General features: G+C 60.1%; 16 protein-coding genes. 2 read left to right on the top strand and 14 right to left on the bottom strand.

Annotated features, from left to right (window positions below):
* Nucleotides 1-12 precede the first annotated feature (12 nt).
* The 14 genes from ACR1XY_RS14580 to ACR1XY_RS14515 all read right to left on the bottom strand — a co-directional run bounded on the left by ACR1XY_RS14580 (nucleotide 13) and on the right by ACR1XY_RS14515 (nucleotide 14,238).
* On the bottom strand, nucleotides 13-2,136 hold the full coding sequence (locus tag ACR1XY_RS14580) for a 4Fe-4S binding protein (RefSeq protein ID WP_480594384.1): 2,124 nt from the start codon (nucleotides 2,134-2,136) through the stop codon (nucleotides 13-15).
* A 44-nt stretch (nucleotides 2,137-2,180) separates the two neighbouring features.
* A complete protein-coding gene (locus tag ACR1XY_RS14575) occupies nucleotides 2,181-2,645 on the bottom strand; it encodes a DUF2946 family protein (RefSeq protein WP_480594340.1) in 465 nt (154 codons plus the stop codon).
* A gap of 141 nt (nucleotides 2,646-2,786) precedes the next feature.
* A complete protein-coding gene (locus tag ACR1XY_RS14570) occupies nucleotides 2,787-3,050 on the bottom strand; it encodes a hypothetical protein (protein ID WP_480594339.1) in 264 nt (87 codons plus the stop codon).
* Nucleotides 3,007-4,560, bottom strand: coding sequence for a cytochrome D1 domain-containing protein (locus ACR1XY_RS14565; RefSeq protein ID WP_480594338.1), 1,554 nt, complete (start codon nucleotides 4,558-4,560; stop codon nucleotides 3,007-3,009). Before ACR1XY_RS14565 ends, ACR1XY_RS14570 begins: the two co-directional genes overlap by 44 nt.
* The gene (nirJ, locus tag ACR1XY_RS14560) at nucleotides 4,535-5,749 is read right to left on the bottom strand and encodes a heme d1 biosynthesis radical SAM protein NirJ (protein ID WP_480594337.1); all 1,215 of its coding nucleotides are present in this window, start codon (nucleotides 5,747-5,749) and stop codon (nucleotides 4,535-4,537) included. Before nirJ ends, ACR1XY_RS14565 begins: the two co-directional genes overlap by 26 nt.
* 3 nt (nucleotides 5,750-5,752) lie before the next feature.
* On the bottom strand, nucleotides 5,753-6,235 hold the full coding sequence (gene ahbB / locus ACR1XY_RS14555) for a siroheme decarboxylase subunit beta (protein WP_480594336.1): 483 nt from the start codon (nucleotides 6,233-6,235) through the stop codon (nucleotides 5,753-5,755).
* Nucleotides 6,232-6,681 carry an Lrp/AsnC family transcriptional regulator gene (locus ACR1XY_RS14550; protein ID WP_480594335.1) on the bottom strand — a complete coding sequence of 150 codons (450 nt, stop codon included), beginning with the start codon at nucleotides 6,679-6,681 and terminating at the stop codon, nucleotides 6,232-6,234. Before ACR1XY_RS14550 ends, ahbB (ACR1XY_RS14555) begins: the two co-directional genes overlap by 4 nt.
* The gene (gene ahbB / locus ACR1XY_RS14545; RefSeq protein ID WP_480594334.1) at nucleotides 6,678-7,667 is read right to left on the bottom strand and encodes a siroheme decarboxylase subunit beta; all 990 of its coding nucleotides are present in this window, start codon (nucleotides 7,665-7,667) and stop codon (nucleotides 6,678-6,680) included. The genes ACR1XY_RS14550 and ahbB (ACR1XY_RS14545) overlap by 4 nt, the downstream gene beginning before the upstream one ends.
* A gap of 3 nt (nucleotides 7,668-7,670) precedes the next feature.
* Nucleotides 7,671-8,816 (bottom strand): cytochrome D1 domain-containing protein, encoded by a 1,146-nt coding sequence (locus tag ACR1XY_RS14540; RefSeq protein WP_480594333.1) that lies wholly within the window; start codon nucleotides 8,814-8,816, stop codon nucleotides 7,671-7,673.
* Nucleotides 8,813-9,166 carry a c-type cytochrome gene (locus ACR1XY_RS14535; RefSeq protein ID WP_480594332.1) on the bottom strand — a complete coding sequence of 118 codons (354 nt, stop codon included), beginning with the start codon at nucleotides 9,164-9,166 and terminating at the stop codon, nucleotides 8,813-8,815. Before ACR1XY_RS14535 ends, ACR1XY_RS14540 begins: the two co-directional genes overlap by 4 nt.
* 64 nt (nucleotides 9,167-9,230) lie before the next feature.
* The gene (gene cobA / locus ACR1XY_RS14530; protein WP_480594331.1) at nucleotides 9,231-9,992 is read right to left on the bottom strand and encodes a uroporphyrinogen-III C-methyltransferase; all 762 of its coding nucleotides are present in this window, start codon (nucleotides 9,990-9,992) and stop codon (nucleotides 9,231-9,233) included.
* A 202-nt stretch (nucleotides 9,993-10,194) separates the two neighbouring features.
* Complete coding sequence (locus ACR1XY_RS14525) at nucleotides 10,195-10,599, bottom strand: cupredoxin domain-containing protein (RefSeq protein WP_480594330.1); 405 nt, start codon at nucleotides 10,597-10,599, stop codon at nucleotides 10,195-10,197.
* Nucleotides 10,600-10,649: 50 nt separating this feature from the next.
* Nucleotides 10,650-12,437 (bottom strand): NapC/NirT family cytochrome c, encoded by a 1,788-nt coding sequence (locus tag ACR1XY_RS14520; RefSeq protein ID WP_480594329.1) that lies wholly within the window; start codon nucleotides 12,435-12,437, stop codon nucleotides 10,650-10,652.
* Between the two features lie 124 nt (nucleotides 12,438-12,561).
* The gene (locus tag ACR1XY_RS14515; protein ID WP_480594328.1) at nucleotides 12,562-14,238 is read right to left on the bottom strand and encodes a cytochrome D1 domain-containing protein; all 1,677 of its coding nucleotides are present in this window, start codon (nucleotides 14,236-14,238) and stop codon (nucleotides 12,562-12,564) included.
* 233 nt (nucleotides 14,239-14,471) lie between these two features.
* Between ACR1XY_RS14515 and ACR1XY_RS14510 the strand changes: the two genes are divergently transcribed.
* Together ACR1XY_RS14510 and ACR1XY_RS14505 are read left to right on the top strand one after the other, a co-directional pair.
* Nucleotides 14,472-15,653, top strand: a complete 1,182-nt coding sequence (locus tag ACR1XY_RS14510; RefSeq protein ID WP_480594327.1) for an NnrS family protein — start codon at nucleotides 14,472-14,474, stop codon at nucleotides 15,651-15,653.
* A gap of 99 nt (nucleotides 15,654-15,752) precedes the next feature.
* A complete protein-coding gene (locus tag ACR1XY_RS14505) occupies nucleotides 15,753-16,202 on the top strand; it encodes a c-type cytochrome (RefSeq protein WP_170448418.1) in 450 nt (149 codons plus the stop codon).
* Nucleotides 16,203-16,207: the final 5 nt, after the last annotated feature.

Here is a 16,207-nt window from a genome sequence, read left to right as displayed (position 1 = left end):
GTTCCTCCTTTTTTAGGAAACGGATTGCGGTTTGGCGTTCGGATGGTTCGCCGGTGGTTGTCCGAGCGGGGTCTTGAGGTCGACCGACCCTGTCTTGGCCCGCCGTTTTAGCTGGCGGATGACGACGGGACATTTCGTCTCGGACTGGTAGAGCACCTGACAATGCAGGCAGGTGACACACTCGTTCGGATTGATCTCACCCGTGGGGTGGATGGCCTGAACGGGGCATTCGTTGGCGCAGGTCTGACAGGGTGTGCCGCATTCCTTGTAGCGGCGCAGCCAGTCGAACATGCGGATACGGGCGGGGATCGCCAGCGCTCCGCCCAGCGGGCAGAGATAACGGCAGTAGAACCGTTCGATGAACAGCCCGACACCCAGCAGGAGCAGCGCAAAGACTACAAACGGCCAGTCGCGCATGAACTTCAGGATGATTGCGGTCTTGAACGGTTCGATCTCGGCATATTTTTCGGCCAGCGGGATGGACACGAAGCTGATGCCGAAGAGCACAAGGAAGATCATGTATTTTGCAGGCCAAAGCCGTTCATTCAGACCCCAGGGCAGGGTCCACTGCGGAACGCGGCAGGCCCGCGCGATCTTGTTGGTCAGCTCCTGCAATGCACCGAACGGGCACAGCCAGCCGCAATAGGCACCTCGGCCCCAGAACAGCAGGGCGGCGGCCACGGCGAACCATTGGATAAAGACCAGCGGATCCAGCAGGAACGCATCCCATGAGAACCCGGTGCGTAGACTGCCTGCCAGAGCCATCAGGTTCACCACGCTTAGCTGCGCGTTGGCATACCAGCCGATGAAGAACAGGGTCATTGTCAGGTAACCGATGCGGAACCAGTAGAAGACCCGCGCGTTCATGGTGGCGTGGAATTGGAAGAAGAAGGTGGCCGTCAGCACCAGAAGCATGATGCCGAGAACGCCAATTTCAACGGTGCGATCCTTCCAGATGCGCTGCCACAAAGCGGCTTTGGCGGCGGCTTCGCCGGTGGCATCATCGACGACCGCGGAGGCAGCGACGGGCAGCAGATACCGCTCGGGCAGTTTGTAACCAAGATCAAAGGTCAGGAATGTCTTCTCAACCGCACCTATAGCGCGTTGCACCAGCAGTTGCAGGCGGAACGGTTCAGCCGGATTGAACTCGGCCTCGGCAGGGATCTTGAAGATATCCAGTTCGGTGAAGCTTGGCGCGTCGGAGGCTGCGACTTTGCCAAGACGCTCTTGTTGCTTGTCAAAGAACCGTACTGAATTGTCGCCCTGGATCAGTTGTATCCGGTCAAAGATACCGCCGCGGACGTAACCCGAACCTTTGAAGCTGTAGGCGCCGCGGCCCAGCACCAGAATAGCCTGTTCCCCTTCATCCAGCCACTCGACCAGATTCTGATATTCGGCCTCACCCAACAGCGACTTGCCGATTGACGGGACAGAAACCAGTGCCAAATGCATGTCGATGAATGTGTCGTCCGGTTCACCCGGCTCGGGGCGCTTGATGGCACGCTGATCGCCCGTGGCCTCAAAAGCGGCATTGACCTGACCGACGTCCAGCGTCAGACGCCGGACCGAGCCGTCGCCAGACAAGGTTGCCCAGTCGTAAGCGGAGTTCTTCGCCATATCGATTTCGCGTTTGGGACCATCGGCCAGCAACGGAGACAGGCCTCCCAGACCCAGTGCGCGGGATACCTTGATCCCACCACGAACGAGGCTGTCGTCGATCACCATGATCGTCACTGTCGCGCCCGAGATGATGTCGAGGTCATGCCCCTCGCCACCGGTCTCCACTTCGACTTTCAGGTCAAGCCCAGTGTAACCTTCGGTCAATTCGACCATACGGGAATTGGGAATGCCGATCAGAACGATGGGTTCCGAGTGTTTGACCAGCTTAACGCCGGTCAGAACCGCATCGTCGTCGATGGCAGCAACCACGTGGATGGGTTTGCCCGAATAACCGGTGGTGCCCACGAAATCAGAAGTCAGGAAAGCCCAGGCAACTGTCTCTCCGCCCTTCAGAACTGGGGCAACGGGCACGTCGTCGCGAACCGGGCCAAAAGCATCGGCACCGGGGGCCAGGTCGGCGGGCTCAATGTCGGGCAGGAAGCTGGCGAGGCTGTCGGCATGGGCGCTGATCGCCATCAGGCAGGACAGGGAAAGGGCCAGCAGGAAATGGATTGCGCGACTTACGACCACGGCGCACCTCCGATAATTTGGGTAGACGCCATGGACGCGCGCGGGGCGCGTTCAGTTGTTTCTTGGGTCACGCGGGGGGGGCCGCGGGTTTCGGGCCACAGTCGTTTTACACTGGTGACGCTGAGCAGATCGCGGTTTTCGCAATGTGCGGCGTGAATTAGACCTTCCCGGTAGAATACAGGCATTTCCGGCACCGGGGCCGCTGAGGTGACGGCGCACAGGGCGCAGTCGGCGCAATTCGGACAGGGCGCGGTTGGATCCGTGGTGTCCTCTTCAAGGTCCACCTGAACCCAGACCGCCCCTGCCTCCGAGCAGATCTCCACCCACATGCTTTCCCCGGGACTCGCCAGCGCCGGGCCAAGCAGCTGCAACAGCAGAAGGAAAATGCCCGCTACAGCACAAGCTGCGCGGGACGCGCAAACAGCTGACATGTGCAGAGGGTTAAAGGCGGGCATGGAGAATCCAACTCGGCAATCTTTCCTGAGGGGTAGACCTGCCGCCGGATTCGATCCTTGACTTAAGTCATTTGTTCTCAGACTGCCCAAAAATTAATCTTGGCGGATTTCCGTGAAATCTCAGAATTCTAGAAGCCGACGTCAACTGTCAGCTTCGTCCATCAGGCCCCGTACCCAGCGCCCGGCAAGCCAGGATGCAGGCACGCCCAATGGGATCGACCACAGGATCGCTGTGACCGGCTCGATAATGCCGTAACCGACGCTGTTGGCAATCAGGCCGGCCAGAAACAGATTGATAGCCACGGTCAGCGCCGTGGCCGGATAAAGCAGAATGGCCAGTTTCCAGACCGGCCATTTGCCTTCAGTGGCTGGTTCCTTCCGAGAAGGTGATTTTGTTCCAGACATTGTATTTTCCCGAAGGTTTGCGCATCGGCAGGCGGCGGACTTCTTCCAGCGTTTGCGCATCATAGACGATTACCGCGCCGTCATCTTCCCAGATCGAAACCAGCGCGTGGCTGCCGTCTTTGGTGAACTCAACATGCGCAACTGTCTTACCCGGAGCCGGGCGCAGAGTCTTAACGATCTCAAGGCTTTGCTTGTCGATCACATGCATCGCGTCTTTGTTCGGCCCAAAGAACACATCGGCCCAAACGTAGGGCGAGTTTTCATGGCTGCGCATGAAGAACCCCGGTCCTTCCGTCTTGATCCGTTTGACAGTATCCCAAGTTTCCATGTCGATCACCGACACGGTGCCATCGGTCAGGTGCGGCGTGGCCATCACGGTGGTGTCGCCGTGCTGCCATGTGATGCCCGAGCCCAGATGCGGCATCCCCGGCAGGTCCAGATCGGCGACTTTCTGGCCGATGACCAGATCGATCACCTGACCGCCCTCGCCATCGCGCGATGCGCCCATGACATATTCATAGCTCTGGTCGAAAAAGAAATCGTCCAGATAGTCGGGCGTGGTGATCTTGCGCACCGGGAATGGGTCGGGGTTCTTGAACTGACCCTCGATGCGGAAATCGTGACCCAGGCCGGATTGCGGTGGGTTGGCGCCGTAGAAGACCTCCCAGATCTCGGGCACGTCTTTCAGTGCCAGCACAAAACTTTCGCGCGGTGGGGCCTGATACACGGCCGAGACACGGCTGCGGACGCCCTTCTTGCTCTTGACCTCAACGACCTTGGCAACCGACAGGTCCTCGGTCGACAGCAAGGTCAGGCTGTTGGGCAGGTAATTCGCCACGGCAACCCATTTGCCGTCGCCAGACATGGCGATGTTGCGGCTGTTCAGGCCCGCGCGCACACGGCCCACCTGTTTCAGCGCCCAGATGTCGTATTTCTGCACCCAGCCATCGCGGGACATGATGAACACATAGCGGCCATCGGGGCTGAATTTGGGCCCGCCGTGAACGGCAAAGGGGGTCTCGAACCGGTCCAGAACTTCGAACGTGTCGCCGTCCAGAACGCTGACATGGTGATCGCCGGTCTCAACCGCCAACGTGATATTCATCGGGTCGCTGTCCCAGACGGGTGCGTCCACCGGGACATAGTCCTCGTCCAGCGTGCGGCTGGCCATGATATCGGCCTCACCCCATTCAGGGTCGGTTTCCAGCGGGGATTTCAGCCAACCGGCCAGTTCCTCGATCTGCAAAGCGTCGAGTTCGTGGGAAAAGGCGGGCATCTGAGTGGCCGTGCGCCCTTCGGCGATCACAGCGGCCACGCGCGGGCCGCGCATCCGTTTCAGCGTCTCGGGGATCAGCGCAGGACCAACTCCGCCCAGACGGTTTTCACCGTGGCAGGATGCGCAGTGTTCGGCATAGTCGGCTGGGGCGTCGGCCCATGCAGTGCCCGCCAGCAGCAGCGAACAGAAGGTGCCGATTTTCAGAGTGTCAAAAGAATTGATGCGCCGGGTCATGGCTTTTTCCTCGGAACGGCGTCACCTGCAGGCGCTCGCCCGCATCTTCGACGCCGATTTCTTGATTTGTCAGATAACAGGCCGGATCTTCGGCCCAGGGGTCGCCGGTCAGCTGCAACGCCCGAATCCGGGTATTGCCGCCGCAGACGTCCTTGAGCTGACAAGCCCCGCAGCGCCCCTTCAGCGGGCGCGGGCGGGTGCGCAGCATGGCAAGCATCGGATCATCGCTGGTCCATAGCTCGGAAAACGGTTTGGTCTTTACATTGCCGACCGTGTAGTCGGACCAGTAGGTGTCGGGATGAACCCGGCCCAGATTGTCAATATTGGCCACGCCCAGACCGCTGGAATTACCCCCCCATGCGGCCAGGTGCTCGCGTACATGGGCGGCCTTGTCGGCATCGAAGCGTGCGCGGACCCAGTTCAGGAAATACCCAGCATCGGCGTCGTTGTTGCCTGTCACGATGTCCAGTGGGCGCCCGCCCGAGGCGGCCTCCCACGCGCGTTCCAGCAACAGATCAAGCCCGTTGCGCGTGCGCATATGCTCGGCATCCTCGCCCCGGTTCTTGTCGCCGCGCCCGGCGTAAACAAGGTGAGACAGATAGAACTTATCAACGCCCTCATCATCGCACAGTTGCAGCAGGTCGGGCAGGTGATGTTGGGTGCCTTCGGTCAGACAGAACCGCAGGCCAACCTTTATGCCGCGTTTCTTGCATTCGCGCACACCGCGCAGGGCGTCGGCAAAGGCGCCTTCAACCCCGCGGAACCAGTCATTCGTGGCCCCGATCCCGTCCAACGAGATGCCGACATAGTTGAACCCGACATCGGCGATCATGTCGGCGGTTTCGTCGTGTATCCGTGTACCGTTGGTCGACAATGCCAGCATCGGCACTAGGTCACGGGCGCGTTTGGCGATATCGAAGAAATCGAACCGGTCCAGCGGTTCCCCACCCGAGAGGATCAAGGCCGGGACGCGAAACTGGCCCAGATCCTCAAGGGTTACCATGGCTTGCTCGTGGTTGAGCTCGCCTGGGAACGCAACATCCGCCGAGACGGTGTAGCAATGACGGCATTTCAGGTTGCAGCGTCGCGTCAGGTTCCAGATTACCACCGGTTTTACCGGTCCGGGGCGGCGTTTCCGCACCGGGGTCGGGGTGACGAGTTGATGCATGTATTCGGTCAGGCGGAACATGTCTCAGCCTTTCGTTTTCAGGCGCAGCCCGGTCTTTTTGAGAATGCGCGTGGAATAGAGGATATCTTTGGCCCGACAGGCCTCGCCCAGTATTGCGGTGATTTCCGCCCGCTTTTCTTCGACCTCGTCGCGGTCCGTTCCGTGGACCATGGCGAACAGGTTATAAGGCCAGTCGGGCAGGGCGCGAGGGCGTTCGTAGCAGTGGGTGACAAACGGCAAAGCGCCGATCCGGGTGCCCAGTTCGGTCACGTGGTCGTCTTCGACATCCCACACGGTCATGCCGTTCGAGGTCATGCCCAGTTTGTAGTGATTGGGTGCAGCAGCGATGCGGCGGATCACACCGCTCGATTTCAGGTCGGCCAGACGAAGCAGCAACTCGTCTTCGTCCATGCCCATGTCCGAAGCCACCTGCGCGTAGGGTGCAGGCACGAGCGGCAGGCCGCCTTGCAGCGCCTCGATAATCTCTCTGTCTTTCGCGTCGATCATGCCGCCACCCGGAAGCCAATGAAAAATTCCTGCAATTTGGGAAAACAAAGTACCTCGATCCCCGTTTCCCGTTCGATGGCATCGGCGGTGGCCTCGATCCCCTCGGGGGTTTCGGTTGCCAGGACGAACCACATGTTCAGCCGATGCGTGCGTTCATAATTATGGGCAACCTCTGGATGCGCATTGACTTTGGTCAGGACGGTTTCGAAATTCTCGGGTGGAACGGCCATTGCGCACAGGCAGAAGGCGCCGCCCATGGCAGCGGCGTCAAAAAACGGACCAAAGCGAGTGATGATGCGCTCTTCTTTCATGCGTTTGAGACGGTCCAGCAAGTCGCTCTCCGAAATGCTCAGCTCGGTGGCGATTGTGGCATAGGGATGCGTGCTCAGTGGCAGATCGTCCTGCATCCGGTTCAGGATTGCGCGATCGGTTGCGTCCAGTGTCATGCCGCAGCCTCCTTTTGGTGGATCAGCGCGCCGGTCTGTTTGAAGCAGCGGGTCGAGAACAGCACCTTGTGGCGCGCACTGGCCAGTTCCGGCAAGGCGACGGCACTTGAAAGGGTTTCCAGCGCTTCGCTGCGCGACCGGGCGTGGATCATGGAATAGAGGCGATAGGGCCAGATGTCCTCGACCGGGTTCCGCTCATAACACAGGGTCACGCCGGGATGTGCGGCAAGTGCCGGGCCAGCAGTGCCGACCTGATCGGCGGGCATGTCCCAGACCACCATCGCGTTGGCCGACCAGCCAAGCGCCCTGTGGCGAACGATGACACCCAGGCGCGAGATAATGCCCGCATCGTGCAGTGCCTCGATTCGCGCCATCACCTCGGGGGCGGACCGACCCAGAGACCGTGCCAGATCAGCAAACGGATCAATGACCAGTTGCAGGCCCGAACTCAGCGCCTGCAGCAAGGGGCGGTCTCCGTCCCGCATGGCCGAGCAATCCACCTTGCGGGGGCCGGGCACGTTGCGGGTATTGCCCGACATGCGGAACCCCAGATCGACGTTGAACGGGCGCACCAGCCGCAAATCCAGCACCCGCAGCCCGGTGCGATGGCTGATCCGCGCCAGCGTGTCATTCACATGCGTACGGTCCGGGCCGGTGGCGACAAACCATAGGTTCCAGTCATCCTCGCGCTGGTAATTGTGGTTAACGCCGGGTTCCGCGTCGATCATTGCGGCGACCTCTTCCAGACGCTCATCGGGCGCGGCGACGGCAGCCAGAGTGCTGGCCGAAACCGCACCGGGTGCAATCGTCGCGCCAACGCGCGTGATCCGGCCGGTTGCGCGCATTCGGGTCAGGCGGTCGATGACTTCGGCCTCGTCCAGACCCAGCGTATTGCCCAGAACCTGAAACGGGTGGTCGGTGATCGGGAAATCACGCTGGAACTCATCCAGCAGGCGGCGGTCGATCGGGTCGGTGATATGATCCATCCGTCACAGCCCCGTTTTGTGCGCACGCGCTGTAAAGAAGATGCCCGAGGGGCTGTCCGCATCGATCTCGCGCAGTTTTTCGAAGGTCTGCGTGTCGTAGACCATAACCTTGTTGGCATCGCGCACGCTGAGCCAGACCTCATGCCCGCGAGGCGTGAACTCCATGTGCAACACGGCGGGGCCGGGTTTGAATTCGTGGATGATCTCTTTGCTGACACTGTCGATGACCTGAATCGTGTCGTTCAGTGGATGGGCGAAATTGACCCAGACCTGCCGCCCGTCGGGGCGAGCCATGGCAAAGACCGGCTGGCCGTGCGTCTTGGTGCGCCCGGTTTCGGTAAGGGTGTCAGAGTCGATCCACAGAACCTCGTGATGGCCAACGGCGGGCAGGACGAACTCGCGCCCGGTCAGCGCCCAGCCTTCCAGATGGGGCATCTTGTAGACCGGCATTTCCTCCTGTCCGCGCCCATAGTCGGGCAGCACGCGGATGGGTTCGGGGTTCTCGGCCCAGAGATCCAGCGCGGTCAGGCCGTCCTCGCCGAACAGGCCGGTGATATAGGTGCGGCCATTGGCGGTGATCAGCGCGTCGTAAGGGTTCTTGCCCATGTCGGTGATCTTGGTGATCGCGGGGTCGCCTTTGGCAAAATCGGCAATCCAGGTCTCGCCCGTGTCCCACATGGTAAACACGAAGCGACGGCCCGGCGCATCGACTAAACCGATGGTTTTGCTGTCGGTGGGAATGTCGGCGACCATCTCCAGCGTGTCCGCATCAAAGACTCGTACACCACCGGGTTCATAGTTGGACACGGCCACCAGTTTGCCATCGTCTGAGATTGCGCCGCCGATGGCGTTGCCCGCCTGCACGACGCGGTTCACGATCTGACGGGTGACAATGTCCACCTTGGTCAGCCCGCCGTCACGCCCGAAGACATACGCAAAGCGTTCATCCGGCGAATAGACCAGCGAGGCATGGGAAAGGTCGCCCAGCCCCTCGATCCGCGCGAGCGCGGCGCGGTCGGACTGGTCGACCAACAGGACTGACCCCTTGGCCCGTTCGATCACCAGACCCAGGTCTCCGGTTGCGGTAGGATCGGCATGTGCCGTTGTGATCATCAATGTGGCTGCAAGGCCGAGGATGAGATGTTTCATTGTTCCTCCTGTTCCAGCAGGTAACGGGCGATCCATTCGGCCTCTTCTTCGCTGATCAGGGGCCGCCATGGGGGCATTGCGGTATCGGGAATGCCGTCAAGGATGACACCGGTCAGGACGTCGGCATCGTAATGCTGCAATGTCTCGGACCGCAGATCGGGGCCAAGGCCGCCTTTCAGCGACAACCCGTGGCACGAGCCGCAATCCTGATGGACAAGTCGTTTCAGTGCGTTGGGGTCAATGGCTTCTGCGGCAAAGGCTGACGTGGCCAGAACTACGGCGGTCGTCAGCACGGCGTGCGCCGTCCAGCCCGAACGTTGGCCCGCCCTGCGGGGTAACACCCGGTCCATCCCCCGGCTAGGCGCCTGGCCCCCCGCCGGGACCTGGCGCTGCCCCAGGCTTTTATGACCAAGCTTAGCCATGAGCCTGTTCCAGCAGGTCTGCCAAAGGCCGTTCTGCGTAGAGCGAAACCACCTTGCCGATGATGAACAAGGTTGGCGCTTTCAGGTCGGCTTTGCGGACATCCGCCGCCAATTGATCAAGGCGGGATACCATGCGGCTCTCATCCGGTGTGGTGGCTTTGCCCACGGCCAGAACGGGGGTCGAGCCGGGCAGGCTCTCGGTCATTAGCCCCATGGCGATCTGGCCGATGTTGGCAACGCCCATATAGACCACCAAGGTCGAGTCAGGATCGGCCAGCCGTTTCCAGTCCAGATCCAGCACCTTGTCGGCTTGCCGGTGGCCGGTAACATATTGAACCGAGGTCGCCAGCCCGCGATGGGTCAGCGGCACGCCGGTCGAACTGGAGGCCCCCTGTGCCGCCGTGATACCCGGTGCGTATTCGACAGCGATTCCATAAGCCATCAGATAGGCGGCTTCTTCCGAGCCGCGGCCAAAGATCATCGGATCACCGCCCTTCAGCCTTGCGACGGTGTGACCGGCCAGTGCCTCTTCTTTCAGGATTTCATTGATGCGATCCTGCGGTACGGTGTGGCATTTGGGGGCCTTGCCCACCGGGATCAGCCGCGCACCGTCGGCGTGCAGGGCGAGGATTCCGTCCGAAACCAGCCGGTCATAGACGACCACGTCGGCCTCTTGCAGCATACGCAGGGCGCGCAGGGTCATCAGCTCGGGGTCGCCTGGGCCGGCGCCAATCAGAAAAACCTTACCGCTCATGTGCTAACTCGCTTGTTCTGAATGTCCTCGGAACCCGGACCTTCCGGCAGCTTCCACGCGCGAATAGGGGACGTTGCTGGGTGAACCGGGCGTGTCATGAGGCCAAGTTGGCGTAATCCTAAACCAACCTCCTTGACATAAGTTAAGGAGCGCGGGATTAGCGCCCGCGCTCCTTTGATTTTGCCTGTATTTTTGCCTCGGCTCAGGGTTCGACTGTGATCATGCCGATCATGTCCTGCGTTTCCCAATGCGGACCGCACAGGTATTCCTGCGGGCCCGGCGTGAGGAATGTCATGTCCACCGATTCCTCGGGGAACAACCGATCGCTTTCGGGTTCGCTGCCGTCTTTCAGCAAGACCGAATGGCTGGTGCGTTTGTCCACATTTACCCAACGCACGGTGGTGCCCGGCTTTACGGTCAATTCGCGAGGGCAGAAGTTGTATTTGTACATCAGCACCACCTCGGCGTCCTCGACAGCGGACGATGGTTGGTCAAACATCTCGACATAGCGATCTTCGGCCTCGGCACAGATCTCAGCGGTTTCATCGGCCCAGGCGGGCGCGGCCAAAAGCAGCAGCGCGGGAAGAAGGCGGTGGGGTTTCATCATCCATGTCTCCTTTCCAAAGGGGAAGGGGCCGGTTCATCCGGCCCCCTCAATTATTGTTTTACCACGTTGATGAAGGCGCTGTCGTCGTCCAATGCAAGGCTAGTGTCCAGCGTCACATGGTGGAACCGCGCGGCGGCAAAGTCATCGTGGATGGCAAAGCCGACCGTGTAGGTATTGCCGGCCTCCAGCGGCACGTCGCCGGGCGCACCGGAGGTCAGCGGACGGGTAAAGACCACAGTCCACATTCCTCCGGAAAGTTCGGCAGATGCGGCGATCTCGCCGTCATTGACCACGCGCTGTTCCAGAAGATAGCCGTTGGTGGCACTGCCGTCCGCATAGACACGCATCAGGTCAAGATAGGTGCCGTCGGCCAGATACTGCTCGATCTGCTCGGCAGTATGCAGTTTCTCCCAACCACCCATCGGCTTACCGCGACGACCTTTGGTATCAACCTCGGTGCGGCTTTCGCTGATGTATTTGGTCACCGTGTCCTGAGCGGTCAGACGACCTGAGACATCACCATTGGCGGCAATCGCCTCCGCACCCGGATCAAAGGGCATATACGAGTTGTCGGCGTGGCACGAGGCCCAGCAACCAACTTGGTCGCCCATCTCGATACCGGTACCGGTGATCATCATGGCAACCTTGATCTGGTTGTCGGGGTCCATCTTGCCACCATCCACGAACGGTGCCGGGTTGTGGCCTGCATCCGGCCATTGCAAGCGGATATACAGGTTCTCGTCGTCATGTGCGGCCTGAACGGTTGCGTCGATCACACCACGTTTGCCGGGGATCGGCGTTGGCTCCAGATCACCACCGGCCACAATCTTGTTGCCGATCGTGTCCAGTTCCTTGGCGTGACAGGTCGAGCACTGATCGCCGCCTTTTGTCAGCGGACGGGCGCCACCATGGAACTTGCCGTTCTGCACCCATTCAAACGAAGCCTGACCGGGGTAGAACAGTTTCAGATCCGCGCTGGCCACGGCGTTCCAGTCGACGTTGCCTGGGACATCGCCGCCACCACCTCCTGCGGGAGCTGCGGCCTCTTCACCGTTTGCTGCGGCACGCTCTTCAGCGACGGCCGCGTCAACTGCGGCTGCGATCTGAGCCTGAACGGCCTCTTGCTGCGCTGCCTTGGCGGCTTTTTCAGCCTCGGCTTCAGCGGCTTCCTTTGCCTCAATCCGCTCCAGACTGACCAAATACTCGGGCGGAATCGGGCGGATGAAGTCCGGATTCGGGGTTTCAAGCTTTTCCAGATACTCTTCGTCGGCCCGGTCGCGGGCATCCGAGTGCGCAATACCCTTGTGGCAGTCGATACAAGTCTGGCCGATCTCCATTGCATTCAGGTGCTGCTGACGCGCGCGGGGTTTCTGGAATTCCGGCATCATCGATTCGAAATCGTGACAGTTGCGGCATTCGCGCGAGTCGGTGGCCTTCATCCGTTCCCATTCGTTCATGGCCAGGTGTACACGTTTGGCCTCGAATTTCTCGCGGGTGTTGATGGTGCCGACCATCTTGCCATACAGCTCTTTGGACGCCTTGATCTTGCGGATGATCTTGTGGGTCCAGTCCTTGGGCACGTGGCAGTCGGAACAGACCGCGCCCACGCCAGAACGGTTCACGTCGTGGATCGTACCTGTGTATTCCTCGTAGACGAAATCGCGCATCTCGTGGCACGAGATACAGAAATCTTTGGTGTTGGTGGCTTCCATGGCGGTGTTGAACCCGCCCCAGAAGATGATGCCACCGACAAAGGCGGCAGCGATTCCGGCCACGGGCATTCCCCACAGGAAATACCGGCGCCAGATCGGTGGTTTTTTATCCGGTTCGGAGGTCATATCCGGGCTCCGTTATGGCTGTATTGACTGGCCCGGTAAGTCGGGCGGGCGTGTTTGGCTGAACTGTCAAACGAGGAAAGGGCGGGCGAGGGGCCCGCCCTTTCCGGTTGTGGTATCAAACCCGTCAGGTGACGTGGTTCGAGCGGTTGTAGACGTTGAACTTGCCGGTCGGGGCATACAGCCCTTCGATGCGACCGATTTCTTCCAGCGTCTTGGCGTCGAAGATCACGATCTGACCGTTGGGTTCTTTCGAGTCCGATAGGTTCCATTTGGAAACCCAGACCTCGGTGCCATCCGCGTTAAACTCGAAGTGTACGGCAGCGCTGCCTTCATCTTCGGTGATCTGGATGGTTTTCACGATCTCGCCGGTCTCTTTCGAGATGACCTGCACCGATTGCTGAATTTCAGGCTCGGGGTGCTTGGTCTGGTCCGCCCAGATGTAGTCCGAATTCGGGTGGGTCCGAACAAACAGGCCGGGGCCATCGGTTTCCACTTCGTAGCAGACCTTCCAGGCATCATCCGGACGGTTCTCGGGATCGTTGCCCCAAACAGTCACGGTACCGACACCAAGGTGGGTTGTGCCAGCGACCGGACCGCAATTCGGGTCGACCCAGTTGGCGCCCGGACCGGGGTGCGGCAACGCGGCGGTGTCGATCATCGCTTCCAGCTTGTGGGTTTGGGTATCGACAACAACCATCTTGTTCGACGCGTTTGCGGCGATTTGGAAGTACCGGCCAGTCGGGTCAAAGAACCCGTCGTGCAGGAACTTGGCCGAGTCGATCTTGTCGATCCGCAGGTTATCCAGGTCGGTATAATCAACCTGCCACAGCTGACCCAATTCCTTGATCGCGACGATCCAGGTCGGCTCGTTCGGCGTTGTGTAGATTGCGGCCACACGTGCCTCTTCCACATAGTCGCCGTCCACGTTCACACCGCGGGTCGATACAACCTTGACCGGTTCCATTGTCTGGGCATCTACGATTGCAAAGTGCGGCGGCCAGTAACCACCACCGATGACGTATTTGCCGTCGCCGGAAACGGCCACGTCACGTGCGTCATAGGCAATCTTGACTTCCGAAACCAACATGTTCTCGGGCTTCTGCCAGAGGTCGATCTTGGTCATCTTGCCGTCGCGGCCCATGGTGTACCAGAAGCGGCCGGGGTGCTCAGGCTCGGTAATGCTGTGGTGTTCCGATGCTTTCAGAACGTGCACGGCGTAACCTGTCGGGATGTGCGTTAGCACTTCTTTGGTGTCGCCGTCGATAACAGCCACCTTACCTACGTCACGCTCGATGACGACGAAGAAGTTTTCCCAATTGCGGCCGTGAAGCGGCTCGGTCGGGTAGTCGGCTTCTTCGACATAGACCTTGCGGGTCTCTTTCATCTGCTCCAGCGACATCTCAGGCGGCTTGGGGGCCTCCATCTGAATGTAGGTCGCCATATCCTTGATTTCCTGCTCGGTCATGATGTCCGAGAAGTTGTTCATCCCGCCTTCGGTACCCCAGGCGATGATTTTCTCAAGACGTTCCTGCCCGAGTGCAAGGGTTCCGCCTTCGGTCACGGTTCCGTCGGCTGCGGTTTTCTTCCAATGTGGTTCAAGACTCTTGCCTGTGGCGCCTTTGCGCAGAACGCCGTGACAGCCTGCGCATTGTTCGAAATAAAGCTGTTTGGATGATTCAAACGCTTCCTCGCTGAGGGTTGGCTCTTCGGCGAAGGCTGGTGCAGCGACGCTGCCCAGCAGCATCGCCAAACCGGCCCCAAAGGCGCGGCCAGTTTTGTTGTAGCTGATTCCAAGTGACATGATCACTCTCCATTTGCGTGGTGAGGCACCCCCAAGGGTGGAGCATCGTGCGATAGCACTCCTTGACGAAAGTCAACACAAGGGGTGCAATTCGGGGTGGCAACTGGAAAAATCGCGAAAAAATCGCGGAAAAATCTGAATCTTAGGGGCATGTTTTCCAACGTTTTGATTTTGGTTAAGTCGCCGTTTCAGCTTCGCTGCTAGGGCTTAGAAAACCGTCAAGGAGAGCAGCCATGCCCGCAATCGTCGCCCGTGTTCTTGGTGAGGCGTTTCGTGTTTTCTTTCTGTCCGCCGGTCTTTACGGCCTGTTTGTGGGGCTGGTTTGGGGGCTGTGGCTGGCGGTGCCCTACATGGCGCCGGATTATGGCATGACGCCACCAATGTGGCACGCGCACGAGATGATCTTTGGCTATGCCACCGCCGCGCTGGGCGGGTTCTTTCTGACGGCTGTTCCCAACTGGACCGGCGCGCCCGAGGCGCGCGCACGCTTTATCACTCTGGCCGCCGGGCTGTGGCTGGCGGGTCGGATGGCCATGTGGTTTTCCGGGATGCTGCCGCCAGTGTTAGTTGCGATGGTCGATCTGGCCTTTGTGCCTGTTTTGGCAGCCAAAATCCTGACTCAGCTGATCCGTCGCCCAAAACCGCAGAACATGATTTTCCTGCTGTTGCTCAGCCTGATCTGGGCCGCGGACCTGATGACTCATCTGGAATGGATGGAGGTCACGGCGGACACGTTGCAAACCGGGTTGCGCGCAGGGCTGCTGAGCTTGTGTGCAATGATTGCCATCTTGGGCGGGCGGATCACGCCGGCCTTCACCCGCAATGCCATGAAGCGCGAAGGCGTGCCTGAGGCGGACTGGCCGGTTTCGGTCGCTGTCTTGGATAAGGCGGGTATGATTCTGGCCTTGATTCTGCCGCTGAGCGTTTTGGTGTTTGGCGCCGGGCCGGTGGCCGGGGTGGTTGCACTTGCATTGGGCGCGGTGCAGGTATTGCGCATGGCACGCTGGCGCGCACGCTGGGCTGTGCGGCAACCGATTCTGCTGGCGCTGCATCTGGGGCTTGGAATGCTGGCGCTTGGGCTGGTTCTCTGGGGGCTTTCGGTGCTGGGCCTGGGTAATGAAGTCGCCGCCCTGCATGTTCTGGGCATCGGTTGCGTCGGCGGCATGACCCTGGCGGTCATGAGCCGCGCTGCGCTGGGTCACAGCGGTCGTGCGTTGATCGCACCCGCTCCAATGGTTGTCGCCTATGGGCTGATGGCCGTGGCAGCTCTGTCGCGCTGGATCGGAGCGGACCTGAACGCAGGCTATATGGTGGCGATGCTGCTGTCCGATGGCCTGTGGGTCTGCGCCTTTGCGCTGTACCTGATTGCAATGTGGCCCGCCCTGACAGGTCCCCGCGCAGCCCGGGCGGGATGAATTTCAATTACTTCGGCCAGTCTTGACTTTCGTTAAGGAGACACCATGGCCCAGCCGCCATGGTGTTCAGACTAGCTAATCTGCGCAAAGGAGAGCGCAATGCGAGAAGTCATGACCAAGAGCATGGCCCGCAACATATTCTATGGCGGGTCACTGTTCTTTATCCTCATATTCTTGGCCCTGTCGGCCCATTCACACTGGTATATCGTGAATTCCGAGAATTCGGCAAAGCTCGATGAAAGTGTGGTTCGCGGCAAACACGTCTGGGAAAAACACGCCTGTATCAACTGTCATACGATTCTGGGTGAAGGGGCCTACTTTGCCCCCGAAGTCGCTAACGTAATGACTCGGTGGGGCGTCCTCGACGACCCGGAATCGGCCTTTGAATCCCTTAAAGGCTGGATGGAGGCGCAGCCGACCGGCATTCCCGGTCGTCGGCAGATGCCACAATTCAACCTCAGCGACGAAGAGCTCCGCGATCTGACCAACTTCCTGATCTGGACGGACAATATCGACGCTCAGGGCTGGCCGCCCAACGAGGCCGGCTGAGAAAG

It is taken from the genome of Ruegeria sp. AD11(2025) (assembly GCF_056542405.1).
The sequence above is the reverse complement of the archived record's forward strand: the minus strand, read 5'-3'. Positions and strand labels throughout refer to the sequence as shown.

What these genes read in the sequence shown, in the direction of transcription:
- ACR1XY_RS14540 (WP_480594333.1), bottom strand. Translation starts at nt 8,816, where the DNA reads ATGAAACATCTCATCCTCGGCCTTGCAGCCACATTGATGATCACAACG.
- ahbB (WP_480594334.1), bottom strand. Translation starts at nt 7,667, where the DNA reads ATGGATCATATCACCGACCCGATCGACCGCCGCCTGCTGGATGAGTTC.
- nirJ (WP_480594337.1), bottom strand. Translation starts at nt 5,749, where the DNA reads ATGTTCCGCCTGACCGAATACATGCATCAACTCGTCACCCCGACCCCG.
- ACR1XY_RS14510 (WP_480594327.1), top strand. Translation starts at nt 14,472, where the DNA reads ATGCCCGCAATCGTCGCCCGTGTTCTTGGTGAGGCGTTTCGTGTTTTC.
- ACR1XY_RS14525 (WP_480594330.1), bottom strand. Translation starts at nt 10,599, where the DNA reads ATGATGAAACCCCACCGCCTTCTTCCCGCGCTGCTGCTTTTGGCCGCG.
- ACR1XY_RS14505 (WP_170448418.1), top strand. Translation starts at nt 15,753, where the DNA reads ATGCGAGAAGTCATGACCAAGAGCATGGCCCGCAACATATTCTATGGC.
- ACR1XY_RS14565 (WP_480594338.1), bottom strand. Translation starts at nt 4,560, where the DNA reads ATGACCCGGCGCATCAATTCTTTTGACACTCTGAAAATCGGCACCTTC.
- ACR1XY_RS14515 (WP_480594328.1), bottom strand. Translation starts at nt 14,238, where the DNA reads ATGTCACTTGGAATCAGCTACAACAAAACTGGCCGCGCCTTTGGGGCC.
- cobA (WP_480594331.1), bottom strand. Translation starts at nt 9,992, where the DNA reads ATGAGCGGTAAGGTTTTTCTGATTGGCGCCGGCCCAGGCGACCCCGAG.
- ACR1XY_RS14580 (WP_480594384.1), bottom strand. Translation starts at nt 2,136, where the DNA reads ATGGCGATCAGCGCCCATGCCGACAGCCTCGCCAGCTTCCTGCCCGAC.
- ahbB (WP_480594336.1), bottom strand. Translation starts at nt 6,235, where the DNA reads ATGATCGACGCGAAAGACAGAGAGATTATCGAGGCGCTGCAAGGCGGC.
- ACR1XY_RS14535 (WP_480594332.1), bottom strand. Translation starts at nt 9,166, where the DNA reads ATGGACCGGGTGTTACCCCGCAGGGCGGGCCAACGTTCGGGCTGGACG.
- ACR1XY_RS14575 (WP_480594340.1), bottom strand. Translation starts at nt 2,645, where the DNA reads ATGCCCGCCTTTAACCCTCTGCACATGTCAGCTGTTTGCGCGTCCCGC.
- ACR1XY_RS14550 (WP_480594335.1), bottom strand. Translation starts at nt 6,681, where the DNA reads ATGACACTGGACGCAACCGATCGCGCAATCCTGAACCGGATGCAGGAC.
- ACR1XY_RS14520 (WP_480594329.1), bottom strand. Translation starts at nt 12,437, where the DNA reads ATGACCTCCGAACCGGATAAAAAACCACCGATCTGGCGCCGGTATTTC.
- ACR1XY_RS14570 (WP_480594339.1), bottom strand. Translation starts at nt 3,050, where the DNA reads ATGTCTGGAACAAAATCACCTTCTCGGAAGGAACCAGCCACTGAAGGC.